Raw genomic sequence first — 12,267 nt, 5'->3', positions numbered from 1 at the left:
GGTTGCATCGCCGGTGTTGACAGGAACCTGAACAATGATGTTGATTAGTCCGCTTACCGCCCCGATGTTGGCTGAGTTGTTTACATTGCTGGAGGTAGAAGTTGCTGGCCGGGACAGTTTACGCCGTCGTCGGCGACGCCGGCGGGTTTCAAAGGGAAGTGCGCCGTAATGCAGGAGAAACCATCGACAACGCCTGCAAAGCAAGGGTCTTTTGCGTTTTTTGCGGCGGCAGCTTGAAACGTAGACTAGCTTGTAGACTTCCATCGCTCTTTCACTCCTTTCTCTTTGTTGATTTCAACTTCTCCTTTCGCAGTGCTTGCTTCACTGCATCTTTTGTACCGGGTTTTATGATTTCCGCCAAAGCCATCAATTGTTGTAACTTAGCGGGAACTTTGTCATTTTCCAAACTGTTGAGCAACAGATCGTAAACTTTTAATTTAATCATTTTCTCCAGACCGACGGTGACCTGATCCAAGGTTTTCTTATCTGATGTCAATTGCTGGCACCTCCCTGATGGCTATGCTATCAATTTCTAATGTTAATACAATATATTCTTTGTTTACGGAATGGTGATTGAGTTTTGAAAAATAGTTTACTATCTTGATAGCGTGATGTTTGGCAGAAATAAACTTAGAAGCAGAAGGTAAAAAGTAAAATTATTAGAATATTGTGATATAATTTAATCAGGACATACGTTTAAGCGAGATGGAGGTGTGCAGATGATTTTAACCAAAGGATTGCTTCGTTCTGCACAAAACTTTTCTGATCGATTGGCGGTTGTGGACGGCAAAGTCGCCCACACCTATCGTGCGTTTTCTGATAGAGTCAGCCGGTTGCAGCAAGCATTGAAGCAAGAAGGAATCGAGAAAGGGGATCGGGTGGCGATTCTCATGTTCAATGATTTTCGTTATCTAGAATTATTTTATGCGGTCACTGCGATCGGAGCGATAGCCGTTCCGCTCAATTATCGGTTGACGGCAGCGGAAATTGTTGAGCAGTTGCGCGATTCCAGTCCGAAAGCTCTCTTTTTTCATCAGGAATTCTCTCCCATCGTTGCCGGGATGGTGATGCGTGTCCTGTCAGTGCGTTTGTTTGTGAGAGTTGAAGGAGAGCGAAAGGAAGAGAAGATCGGGTTTATGATCGATTATGAAGAGTTGCTGCGGCCGTATTCCCCTCAGCCCCTCGCTTATGGTGAAGTGATAGAAGATGATGTGGCGGGAATCTTTTACACAGGGGGCACGACCGGGCGATCCAAAGGGGTGATGCTGACGCATCGCAATTTGGTGAGCAACGCTTACCATGCGGCGCTCACGTTTCGCTTTGACCGCTTTACCCGTTATGTCCACGCGGCGCCTATGTTCCATCTCGCTGACGGAGCTTGCACGTTTGCTTTAACTTTGGTCGGAGGAACACACCATATCCTTCGTACTTTTCAGCCTGATCTGTTCTTAGATTGGGTGGAGCAGGCTCAGCCGACTTCGGCGTTACTGGTTCCTACCATGGTCAACCGCCTGATCAATCACCCAGATGTGGAAAAGCGCAATTGCTCTTCGTTGCGACAATTGATCTATGGCGGTTCGGCAATGCCGGTGGAAGTGTTGAAGAAAGCGCGGGAAGTGTGGCCGCATCTTTCATTCACGCATGCATACGGAATGTCGGAAGCCGCACCAGTGGTGACGGCATTGCCGCCGGAAGATCATCAGGTGGAGGAACGTCTTGCTTCATGTGGGCAAGTTGTAACGGGAGTAGAGGCAAAAATCATCAATGACCACGGTGGCGAAGTTGGAGTGGGAGAAGTCGGGGAGTTAATTGTGCGCGGGCCCAATGTGATGAAAGGGTATTGGAACAGACCGGAAGAAACGGCTCTTGTGCTGAGGGATGGTTGGTATCATACAGGAGATATGGTTTATCGGGATGAACAGCATTACCTCTATGTCGTCGACCGTAAAAAGGATATGATCGTAACCGGTGGGGAGAATGTTTACTCAATAGAGGTAGAGCAGGTGCTTTACCAGCATCCGGCCGTGTTGGAAGTGGCGGTGATCGGGGTACCCGACCCCGATTGGGTGGAAGCGGTGAAGGCGTTGGTGGTCAAACGTGCGGACCAGGAAGTGGATGAGCAGACATTGTTGGATTTCTGCCGCGAGCGGTTGGCTGGTTTCAAAGTGCCCAAAAGCTTGACGTTCGTCGAAGAGTTGCCCAAGAGTGCAGCGGGGAAAATATTAAAACGCCTTTTGCGGGAGCAGTATAGCCAACCGGCTGACTGAACCTGACGGCGGATCGCACAGCCTACTCGGCCATGCGATCCATTTTTTATTACAAATTCGTTGTCTCCGGTGTATATGTATTAAGTTCAGTTCGTGGAGAGAGCGGCAGAAAAATTCCGGTTAATCCTCATCACGCATGAAGCAAATGATCTGCCCCTTTCACCAGACATACCCTGGATCTCACGCATCTTCTTGTCAAAAGTTACGCTTGGGCGAACGAGTCGGGATATTCCTCCATGAATGCTTGGATGATACGGGGGTATTCATCGTCATCGATTTCCTCGATCTGTTCATCCCGCACCTCAAAAAAGTAAACATCGGATTGCGGCCGTTCCGGATGGACATACATGGCCATCAACCGTCCGCCATAATCAAGGGTCGCCGCCAGGATGGCGAGAAAGGCTTCTTCATCGGTTTCCAAGCGCTGAAAAAAAATCGGTTCCACTTCTTGTAGAACCATTTCGGCATAGGTGTCGCCTGGATATCGCAAAACCAGAGAGGACTCGGTTTCGTCATCGACAATGTATAAATCTCGTTTGTGTTCCTTTTTCCACAGAAGCAAGAGGTGCTTTACATGGCGATGAATGAACACATATTGGTGCGGTGTTTGAAAGCGGATATTCATACGCGTTCCTCCATGGAGAAATTCTTGTTGGGAAACTCGGCTTGATGGACCGGGGGTTGGAACCGAACCTGTACCAACTGAGTCATTATGTGGAGATCTGTTCATAAATGGCAAGACATGATCTTCCTCCTTCATTACGATGGGTTTCAATCAATGCCATTATAGCAAAAGGGAACGGGTCGCCGCCGAATTATCTTTTACATAGACAAGTTTGTATAACAAACAAATAATCCCAGTAAGTGGAAATGCACTGTTTCGCCCAACTGCTCATACCATATGATAACGAAACTGAAGGATGGGATGAGCGATGACCACCATTCGCAAAAATGTAGCAGATATGAGCAAACAGGAAAAGCGCAGGTTTGTCCGGGCTTTGTTAATCTTAAAGCAAAAACCGGGCCGCATTTCCCCAAGATGGGGCCGGTATGATGATTATGTGTATATCCATTTGAAGTCGATGGAAAACATGACGGCTGTTTACCCGGGATGGGCACACAGCGGGCCGGCGTTTCTCCCATGGCACCGCTATTTGCTGTACCAGTTGGAAAAGGATTTACAAGAGATTGACCCATCTGTGAGCATTCCGTATTGGGATTGGACTGCACAACGACGCTTGGATGATCCGCGGGGGCCGTGGACGGACGATTTTATGGGAGGAACTGGAGACCCGCGGTTAAACTATCGCGTGACCACGGGGCCATTTGCTTATCCGCGGTGGAAGTTGATCTTGTTTGAATATGGTGAACCGCGGTTGCCTTATTTGCGTCGGCAATTGGGAGTGGGTTTGGGAGGGCGTTCGATTTCCCTTCCCACTGCCGCAGAAGTAAAGAGTTGCTTGCGTGAAACGCCATATTATGTTCCCCCGTGGCGAGCAAAGCTGAATTTGCTAAGACCTGATAGTCCAGCTGTCCGACCCAGCTTTTGCAACCGCTTGGAGGGATGGTACGGGAAAGGGAACATCCACAACATCGTCCATCGTTGGATCGGCGGGGCTGCGCGAGGGTCCATGGCCTGGATGAGTGCGCCCAATGATCCGATTTTTTGGTTGCATCACGCCATGATTGACCGTTTGTGGGCTATTTGGCAAGCAAACCATCCTAAAGAAAAATATCAACCGGCGGGGATGAATGGGGAGCGCGGGCCGCGCGGCCACAACCTGCATGATGCGATGGAGCCTTGGAAGTCCATGGGACGGAAAGTGACGCCGGCGATGGTGTTGGATATGGAGAAATTGGGGTATCGCTATCAATAGAGGAAAAAGCCAAAATGTCCACGCTCAACCGAGCGCGACATTTTGGCTTTTTGTGGTTAAGATGGCACGACAGTAATGTAGCCGATCATCGGTCCTTCATGTTGCGCACTCAAATGGTCATGGCAAATGATTTCAAACGTGCCCACTTTGTCAGGGATGAACTCAACCGTGGTCACTTCCCCTTTGGCCACCTCGCTGTTCACCTGGAAAGAGGGGATAGAGAAATGATGCTTTTTCCCATGGAATCCATGGATGTGTAAGCGGATTTTATCCCCTTTGACCACCGTAATGAACCCGGGGTCAAACCGATACACTTCCACTTCTTTGCCACCGTGGTTGGCTTCGTGCTCCACCGTGAACACGTGAATATCACGCGTAACTTGCTTTGCATTGGCGCGGGCGGTTGATTTGCCCGAAGCCGGGGAATCCTGATAAAAAAGAAAATCGGGGCGAAACAAGGCGATGCCAAGGAGGATCAGCCCCCCTGCAATAGAAAGAACGAGCCAACGGGTTGATGTGCCCATCATTTTCACCTCACTATCCTGAGCCGGCACCCAGGGTTTCCTAATAATTCCTTCTTATGGATGATAATCCCTTTTTGTTCGGGGAAATAACACAGAGGCACGTTTCTGCCACTCGCAAATGTTGTGTTTTTTGCTATAATGACAGGTGGGATAAGCGGGAGGGACGACGCTCAATCTTCTTTCCCATTGTTCGAGATGTGCCCATTCTCTACATAGTGGAATGGTGAAGGAGGTTACGTCATGGAAAAGAAGTTCGTAGATACCAGCCACCAAGACAATGAATTTATTGATTTTATGGTTTCCGCCGGTGTCGCTACGGCTCTGTTTTTGGGAATTTTTGTTGTAGCGACCGCGGTGCAATTGATGATGTAATTTTGTTGAAAGAGGGGGTTTCTGGCTGGAAATCCTCTCTTTTTATGATGGGGTTGGAGCTGTCGTAATAGAGCGGCGGTTGGCAAAAAAACACGTGTGAGCTATACTTCAAGATGGGTTAAACGGGTGAAGTTTTTTCAGCCCGATTTCGGGATCACCTTTTTGTAAGGGGATTCAAGGAAATCTGGGTGCTGATACATAGAATGGAGACGCGTTTGCCCATGATTGACCATGGATTGGAGGATCCGGGAATGAACGTTCATGAGTATCAAGGAAAGCAAATCCTGAAAAAATATGGTGTTGTGGTTCCGAACGGCCATGTTGCTTTCTCTCCGGAAGAGGCAGTAGAAGCGGCAGAGCGCCTGGGTGGAGACCTGTGGGTGGTTAAAGCTCAAATCCATGCTGGTGGCCGGGGCAAAGCAGGCGGTGTCAAATTGGCGCGCAGCTTGGATGAAGTGAAAGCGCACGCTACGGAATTGATCGGTAAGAAACTGGTGACGCACCAAACCGGCCCAGAAGGGAAAGAAGTTAAGCGTCTGCTGATTGAAGAAGGTTTGCCGATTGAGAAGGAATACTATGTGGGCGTGGTAATTGACCGCTCCACCCACCGCGTCGTGATGATGGCGTCGGAAGAAGGTGGCACCGAAATTGAGGAAGTGGCTGAAAAAACCCCGGAAAAAATCTTCAAAGAAGTGATTGATCCGGCTGTAGGTATGATGCCGTTCCAAGCAACCCGCTTGGCTTATAGCATCAATATCCCCAAGGACAAAATCAAGCAAGCCGTTAAATTTATGCTCGCTCTGTACCAAGCATTCGTGGAGAATGATTGCTCCTTGGCGGAAATCAACCCGCTCATCACCACCACGGACGGCCGTGTGATGGCGCTTGACGCCAAATTGAATTTTGACTCCAATGCGCTCTTCCGCCACAAAGATATTTTGGAAATGCGCGACTTGGATGAGGAAGATCCAAAAGAGATTGAAGCGTCGAAATACGATCTCAGTTATATCGCGCTCGATGGCAACATCGGTTGCATGGTTAATGGTGCGGGCTTGGCCATGGCCACCATGGATATCATCAAACATGTCGGCGGCGAACCGGCCAACTTCTTGGATGTGGGCGGCGGCGCTACCGAAGATAAAGTGCGCGAAGCGTTTAAGATCATTTTGTCCGACCCCAATGTAAAAGGCATTTTCGTCAATATTTTCGGTGGAATTATGAAGTGCGACGTCATCGCTAACGGCGTAGTTGGCGCGGCGAAACAAATCGGCTTGGACCGCCCGTTGGTAGTCCGCTTGGAAGGCACCAATGTTGAATTGGGCAAGAAGATCTTGAATGAGTCCGGACTGGATATTGTGGCGGCTGACTCCATGGAAGACGGCGCGAAGAAAATTGTGGAATTGGTGAAATAAGGAAATATAGGGACGCCCGAGAAAGGTGGGTTTATAAAGTGAGCATTTTTGTGAACAAAGATACGAAAGTGATTACGCAAGGGATTACAGGAGCAACCGGCTTGTTCCATACCAAACAGGCGCTGGAGTACGGCACCAAAGTGGTGGGCGGGGTTACCCCGGGCAAAGGTGGCACCGAGGTTGAAGGCGTACCTGTATTCAACACGGTGAGAGAAGCAGTGGCGGCGACCGGAGCGAACGCTTCCGTTATTTACGTTCCGCCAGCGTTTGCTGCCGATTCGATCATGGAGGCCGTTGACGCTGAGTTGGATCTGGTTGTGTGCATCACAGAAGGGATTCCGGTTCTGGACATGGTGAAAGTGAAACGGTATATGGAAGGCAAGAAGACACGCCTCATCGGTCCGAACTGTCCAGGTGTTATCACCCCCGGCGAGTGCAAAATTGGGATTATGCCAGGATATATCCACCAACCAGGCCACGTGGGTATCGTTTCGCGCAGTGGAACGCTGACCTACGAAGCGGTTCACCAATTGTCCACCCGTGGTATCGGCCAGTCCACCGCTGTGGGCATCGGGGGCGACCCTGTCAATGGCACCGATTTCATCGATTGCTTGCGGGCCTTTGAAGCTGATCCAGAGACCAAAGCAGTTGTGATGATCGGGGAAATTGGTGGCACAGCTGAAGAGGAAGCAGCTGAATGGATTAAAGCGAACATGACCAAACCGGTTGTTGGTTTCATCGGCGGTCAAACCGCGCCTCCAGGAAAACGGATGGGCCATGCCGGCGCAATCATCTCTGGCGGCAAAGGTACCGCAGCCGAGAAAATCGCCACCCTGCAACGTTGCGGTGTGACGGTGGCACCGACTCCGTCCGTTATTGGCGAAACATTGGTGAACGTATTGAAAGAACGAGGGTTGTTAGACGCTTGCACCACAGGTAAATAACAACGATCCAAGGGAACCTCTCGCCGGGTTCCCTTATTTTTTTCCTGGAGGGGAAGTGACTTGTATGGAGAAACGTGAATGTTGTATCATACTGAGTCAAGTGGAAGGGATCGGTTGGCAGACGGTTGATCGGTTTATGCGGCTTGCAGGGGAACCAACGCACATCAGCGTCGGCGAGATGTTGAATATATTGCGGATGTTGGGCGTCGCCGAGCGGGTGGTCGACCGGGCCAAAGCCTGTGCCCATTCTCTGTCCCAGCAGGTAGAAGCATGGGCAGCGGACGGGATCGAAGTCATCACTCGCTTTGATGAGGCATATCCTTTGTACCTGACGGAAATCGCGCAACCACCGTGGGTATTATTTTGTAAGGGTGACCGTTCTTTGCTGGGGGAGCCGAGCGTGGCCGTGGTGGGAACTCGTAAGCCCACGCCTTACGGATTGCGGGTTACGCGTATGTTGGCGCAAGCGCTGGCCGAACAGGGGCTCGTCGTCACCAGCGGGATGGCCAATGGCATCGACGGGGAAGCACACCGCGCCGTGTTAAAATCAACAGGGCGGACGATTGCTGTGCTGGGGGCGGGCATTGATGTGATCTATCCCAAGAATCATCGGACGTTGTATCAAGAATTGACCAACCGGGGGCTTGTTGTTTCCGAAATGCCTCCAGGGACTCCACCGCACCCGGGTTTATTTCCGCGGCGCAACCGCATCATTAGCGGATTGTCCCTGGGCACGTTGGTAGTGGAAGCTGCGGAGCGGTCAGGATCGTTGATCACTGCCGATTTTAGCATGGAACAAGGGCGGGAAGTATTCGCTGTGCCCGGCCCCATCACAACAACGCAAAGCCAGGGGACACTAAAATTGATCCAACAGGGAGCCAAATGCGTGCGTTCGGTAGAAGATATATTGGAAGAAATTCCATTTGTGGCGTATAATCAAGCCGTTCAACAAGATACGGTCACCTCTTCGGATTTGACGGAAGCGGAACAGTGGTTGCTGGAGCGAGTGGCGCCTGATCGGCCCGTGTCGATTGACCGGATCATGAGCTTGTCGGGGACGAAGTGGGAATTTGGTCAGATTCATCAGTCCTTGCTAAGTTTGGAACTGAAGGGTATGATCGCCTCCATGCCGGGAGGGCAGTACATTCGCAAATAGCTGTGACCGATGCGTGATTCTTTTCTCAGTTGAATAATGAACATCAAATTTGGTATTGTTACAAATACGAGTGTAAAAAACATCCGTAGAATACATGGCGATACTGTTGAGGGGAGGGCCATCTTATGGCCGATTCGCTGGTTATTGTCGAATCGCCCGCGAAAGCCAAAACCATTAAAAAATACTTAGGGAGCAAATACATTGTCAAGGCTTCGATGGGGCATGTGCGCGACTTGCCAAAGAGCCAAATGGGAGTCAATGTGGAAGATAAATTCACACCCAAGTACATTACCGTTCGGGGAAAAGGGGATGTCTTGAAAGAGTTGCGCCAGGCCAAAAAGAAAGTGAAGCGCGTGTATCTGGCCGCCGACCCTGACCGCGAAGGGGAAGCGATTGCTTGGCATTTGGCGCATATTCTCGACGTGCCACTCGATCAGGAATGCCGCGTGGTGTTTAACGAAATTACCAAACAAGCGGTGAAGGACGCTTTTAAACATCCACGTAAGATCAACATGGATTTAGTCAATGCGCAACAGGCGCGTCGTATCTTGGATCGGCTCGTTGGCTACGGTATCAGCCCGATTTTGTGGAAAAAGGTGAAAAAAGGGTTGAGCGCGGGGCGCGTGCAATCCGTTGCGGTCAAGTTAATCATGGATCGCGAGTTGGAGATTCGGCAATTCGTCCCTGAAGAATATTGGACGGTTACGGCCGTCTTGGCTAGTGGCGAAGATGAGGTGGAAGCGAAATTCCACGGTTACCACAATAAGAAAACAGAATTGAAGAGTGCGGAAGAAGTAGATAAACTGCTTGCTGACATCAAAGGGAAGCGCTTTATCGTCGAGGAAATCAAGACGAGCGAACGCAAACGCAATCCTGCTCCCTCGTTTATCACTAGCACGTTGCAACAGGAAGCGGCGCGCAAATTGAACTTCCGTGCCCAAAAAACGATGGCCGTCGCACAACAGTTGTATGAAGGGATCGATCTCGGCAAAGAGGGAACAGTCGGATTGATCACATATATGCGTACCGACTCTACCCGCATCTCAGAGACGGCCCAGGCTGAAGCGAAAGCTTACATCGAACAGACTTATGGCAAAGAATATTTACCGGCGTCCCCACGCACGCACAAGAAAAAAGCAGGTGCGCAAGACGCCCATGAAGCGATCCGACCGACATCTGTCCTGCGAAAGCCGGCGGATATCAAAGAGTATTTGTCACGGGATCAGTTTCGACTGTACAAACTGATCTGGGAGCGGTTTGTTGCTTCACAGATGGCAACGGCGGTTTTTGATTCGGTTACGGCAGATATCCGCGCGGGAGACGCTTTGTTCCGAGCCACGGGGTCGAAGCTGAAGTTTGCCGGATTTATGAAAGTGTATGTGGAGGGCAATGACGAAAATAAAAAGGAAGAAGATCAGTTGTTGCCGCCGCTTACTGAGGGGCAAACCCTCAAACGGAAACGCATCGACCCCAAACAGCACTTTACCCAGCCGCCTCCGCGCTATTCCGAGGCGAGCTTGGTGAAAGAGCTGGAAGAGAAAGGAATCGGGCGGCCTAGTACCTATGCGCCCACGTTGGAAACGATCCAGAAGCGTGGATATGTGTTTTTGAAAGAGAAACGGTTTGTTCCCTCTGAGTTGGGGGAGATTGTGATCCAATTGATCGGAGAATTCTTCCCGGAGATTTTGGATGTGAAATTCACGGCGAATATGGAAGATGACTTGGATCAAGTGGAAGAGGGAAAAGCGGATTGGATTCAAGTCCTAGACCACTTTTACCAGCCGTTTCAAAAGCGGTTACAGACGGCTGAAAAAGAGATGGCAGAAGTAGAGCTGGAAGATGAGGTTTCCGATGAAGTATGTGAGAAATGCGGCAGTCCGATGGTGTACAAATTTGGCCGTTTCGGCAAGTTTTTGGCTTGCTCCGCGTTTCCGGAATGCCGCAATACCAAAGCCATCGTCAAGTCGACCGGAGTGACGTGCCCAGAATGCAAACAAGGTGAAGTGGTCGAACGCAAAAGCAAAAAACAACGAACCTTTTATGGTTGCAACCGATACCCCGACTGTGAATTCGTTTCATGGGATGCGCCGGTCGCGCGCCCTTGCCCCAAGTGCAAAGGGATGATGGTGGAGAAAAGAGGGAAAAAGGGAACGGTGATTCGTTGCACCTCATGTGACTACAACGAAGAAACGAAGGACTAAGGAGAGAAGATAACCATGACACAACCAGTTGTGACCGTCGTTGGTGCTGGCCTTGCCGGCAGTGAAGCCGCATGGCAGTTGGCAGAACGGGGTGTGCGCGTCAAGCTGTATGAAATGCGGCCTGTCAAAATGACGCCGGCCCACCGCGGAGGCCAGTTTGCTGAGTTGGTGTGCAGCAATTCTCTGCGCGCCGCTACCTTGACCAACGCAGTCGGTATTCTGAAGGAAGAGATGCGCCGCCTGGATTCCTTAATCATGCGCGCCGCGGATAAACATGCTGTTCCGGCGGGAGGGGCGCTGGCGGTTGACCGGGAAGGCTTTTCGCAAGAGATCACCGACACGCTTCACAATCATCCTCTTGTGGAAGTAGTAAATGAAGAGCTGGAAACCATTCCGGATGGGCCGGTGGTAATCGCGACCGGGCCACTGACGTCGGCGTCGCTGTCCGCACGGTTAAAGGAGCTGACAGGGGAAGAGTATCTGTATTTTTATGATGCCGCTGCTCCGATTGTAGAAAAAGAGAGCATCGACATGGAGAAAGTGTTTGTGGCGTCCCGCTATGACAAAGGGGAAGCAGCCTATTTGAATTGTCCGATGACCGAAGAGGAATTTGACCGCTTTTATGAAGCGCTTGTCTCGGCCGAGACAGCCCCGTTGAAGGAATTTGAAAAAGAGATATACTTCGAGGGATGCATGCCGATTGAGGTGTTGGCCAAGCGGGGTAAGAAAACACTGCTTTTCGGCACGATGAAACCGGTCGGATTGATCGATCCGCGAACGGGGAAACGGCCTTACGCCGTCGTCCAGTTGCGCCAGGACAACAGTGCGGGTACCTTGTTTAACATCGTCGGTTTCCAAACCCATTTGAAGTGGGGACCGCAGAAAGAAGTGATTCAATTAATCCCTGGTTTGGAAAATGCCGAGATTGTCCGGTATGGCGTCATGCACCGCAACACATTTATCAATTCCCCCAAACTGTTGAAGCCGACGTACCAATTCCGCGAACGTGAAGACTTGTTTTTTGCGGGACAGATGACGGGAGTGGAAGGGTATGTGGAATCGGCCGCCGCGGGGTTGATTGCGGGGATCAATGCCGCCCGGTTGGTACAAGGGCAGGAATTGACTGTACCGCCCAAAACGACGGCTATTGGCAGCTTGGCACACTATATTACCACAGCCGATCCCAAACATTTCCAACCGATGAATGCCAATTTTGGATTATTTGAGGAGTTGCCTGTGCGGATTCGGGGTAAAAAAGAACGTGCGGAAAAATATGCAGAGCGAGCGCTGGAAGAAATTGCAGTGTTTGCTCGCCAGGTGGCCGATTGCTGATCGACGGCCACTGAGGGTAGCAGAAGGAGCGCAAGATTCGACAGGATTGGGATGAGACCAATGACCTGTGGGTGAAAGAGAAAGCGGCTGGAAGCCTGTAAGCAAGTTGATTGCCAAACAAAAGGAGGAGAGCGGGCAACCTGAAGCTTAGCAGGAGTATGACACCTTCAGCTCTCAGGGAG

General features: G+C 50.6%; 12 protein-coding genes. 9 read left to right on the top strand and 3 right to left on the bottom strand.

Going from position 1 to position 12,267, the window contains the following annotated elements:
- Nucleotides 1-34: 34 nt before the first annotated feature.
- Nucleotides 35-169 (top strand): hypothetical protein, encoded by a 135-nt coding sequence (locus tag NYR52_RS10350; protein ID WP_259435589.1) that lies wholly within the window; start codon nt 35-37, stop codon nt 167-169.
- 102 nt (nt 170-271) lie between these two features.
- Here NYR52_RS10350 and NYR52_RS10345 read toward each other — a convergent pair whose 3' ends face one another.
- Nucleotides 272-496 (bottom strand): hypothetical protein, encoded by a 225-nt coding sequence (locus NYR52_RS10345; RefSeq protein WP_259435588.1) that lies wholly within the window; start codon nt 494-496, stop codon nt 272-274.
- Nucleotides 497-719: 223 nt separating this feature from the next.
- Between NYR52_RS10345 and NYR52_RS10340 the strand changes: the two genes are divergently transcribed.
- On the top strand, nt 720-2,267 hold the full coding sequence (locus NYR52_RS10340; protein WP_132222103.1) for a long-chain-fatty-acid--CoA ligase: 1,548 nt from the start codon (nt 720-722) through the stop codon (nt 2,265-2,267).
- A gap of 202 nt (nt 2,268-2,469) precedes the next feature.
- Here NYR52_RS10340 and NYR52_RS10335 read toward each other — a convergent pair whose 3' ends face one another.
- Nucleotides 2,470-2,892, bottom strand: a complete 423-nt coding sequence (locus tag NYR52_RS10335) for a hypothetical protein (protein WP_132222101.1) — start codon at nt 2,890-2,892, stop codon at nt 2,470-2,472.
- Between the two features lie 307 nt (nt 2,893-3,199).
- On the opposite strand from NYR52_RS10335, the gene NYR52_RS10330 reads away from it, so the two are divergent.
- Nucleotides 3,200-4,144, top strand: a complete 945-nt coding sequence (locus NYR52_RS10330; RefSeq protein WP_132222099.1) for a tyrosinase family protein — start codon at nt 3,200-3,202, stop codon at nt 4,142-4,144.
- A gap of 56 nt (nt 4,145-4,200) precedes the next feature.
- Here the strand turns inward: NYR52_RS10330 and NYR52_RS10325 are convergent, their stop codons facing one another.
- A complete protein-coding gene (locus NYR52_RS10325) occupies nt 4,201-4,671 on the bottom strand; it encodes a cupredoxin domain-containing protein (RefSeq protein WP_259435587.1) in 471 nt (156 codons plus the stop codon).
- Nucleotides 4,672-4,908: 237 nt separating this feature from the next.
- Between NYR52_RS10325 and NYR52_RS10320 the strand changes: the two genes are divergently transcribed.
- From NYR52_RS10320 to trmFO, 6 genes are all read left to right on the top strand, one after another.
- Nucleotides 4,909-5,040: a hypothetical protein gene (locus tag NYR52_RS10320; RefSeq protein WP_259435586.1), complete on the top strand. Its 132-nt coding sequence runs from the start codon at nt 4,909-4,911 to the stop codon at nt 5,038-5,040.
- 251 nt (nt 5,041-5,291) lie between these two features.
- Entirely contained in the window at nt 5,292-6,452 is a 1,161-nt protein-coding gene (gene sucC / locus NYR52_RS10315) for an ADP-forming succinate--CoA ligase subunit beta (RefSeq protein ID WP_102993850.1), read from the top strand.
- Between the two features lie 38 nt (nt 6,453-6,490).
- Nucleotides 6,491-7,396 (top strand): succinate--CoA ligase subunit alpha, encoded by a 906-nt coding sequence (gene sucD / locus NYR52_RS10310; protein WP_022736271.1) that lies wholly within the window; start codon nt 6,491-6,493, stop codon nt 7,394-7,396.
- 64 nt (nt 7,397-7,460) lie between these two features.
- Nucleotides 7,461-8,552 carry a DNA-processing protein DprA gene (gene dprA, locus NYR52_RS10305; protein WP_132222095.1) on the top strand — a complete coding sequence of 364 codons (1,092 nt, stop codon included), beginning with the start codon at nt 7,461-7,463 and terminating at the stop codon, nt 8,550-8,552.
- A 125-nt stretch (nt 8,553-8,677) separates the two neighbouring features.
- Nucleotides 8,678-10,753 (top strand): type I DNA topoisomerase, encoded by a 2,076-nt coding sequence (gene topA / locus NYR52_RS10300; protein WP_132222093.1) that lies wholly within the window; start codon nt 8,678-8,680, stop codon nt 10,751-10,753.
- Nucleotides 10,754-10,768: 15 nt separating this feature from the next.
- Nucleotides 10,769-12,085, top strand: coding sequence for an FADH(2)-oxidizing methylenetetrahydrofolate--tRNA-(uracil(54)-C(5))-methyltransferase TrmFO (gene trmFO, locus NYR52_RS10295; RefSeq protein ID WP_132222091.1), 1,317 nt, complete (start codon nt 10,769-10,771; stop codon nt 12,083-12,085).
- Nucleotides 12,086-12,267: the final 182 nt, after the last annotated feature.

Source organism: Laceyella sacchari (genome assembly GCF_024927925.1).
GTDB lineage: Bacteria > Bacillota > Bacilli > Thermoactinomycetales > Thermoactinomycetaceae > Laceyella > Laceyella sacchari.
This window is presented reverse-complemented; position numbering and strand designations above follow the sequence as displayed.

Bases quoted from the DNA above. Each gene is read 5' to 3' on its own strand.
- NYR52_RS10350 (WP_259435589.1), top strand. From the start codon at position 35: ATGATGTTGATTAGTCCGCTTACCGCCCCGATGTTGGCTGAGTTGTTT.
- NYR52_RS10340 (WP_132222103.1), top strand. From the start codon at position 720: ATGATTTTAACCAAAGGATTGCTTCGTTCTGCACAAAACTTTTCTGAT.
- NYR52_RS10335 (WP_132222101.1), bottom strand. From the start codon at position 2,892: ATGAATATCCGCTTTCAAACACCGCACCAATATGTGTTCATTCATCGC.
- NYR52_RS10330 (WP_132222099.1), top strand. From the start codon at position 3,200: ATGACCACCATTCGCAAAAATGTAGCAGATATGAGCAAACAGGAAAAG.
- NYR52_RS10325 (WP_259435587.1), bottom strand. From the start codon at position 4,671: ATGATGGGCACATCAACCCGTTGGCTCGTTCTTTCTATTGCAGGGGGG.
- NYR52_RS10320 (WP_259435586.1), top strand. From the start codon at position 4,909: ATGGAAAAGAAGTTCGTAGATACCAGCCACCAAGACAATGAATTTATT.
- sucC (WP_102993850.1), top strand. From the start codon at position 5,292: ATGAACGTTCATGAGTATCAAGGAAAGCAAATCCTGAAAAAATATGGT.
- dprA (WP_132222095.1), top strand. From the start codon at position 7,461: ATGGAGAAACGTGAATGTTGTATCATACTGAGTCAAGTGGAAGGGATC.
- topA (WP_132222093.1), top strand. From the start codon at position 8,678: ATGGCCGATTCGCTGGTTATTGTCGAATCGCCCGCGAAAGCCAAAACC.
- trmFO (WP_132222091.1), top strand. From the start codon at position 10,769: ATGACACAACCAGTTGTGACCGTCGTTGGTGCTGGCCTTGCCGGCAGT.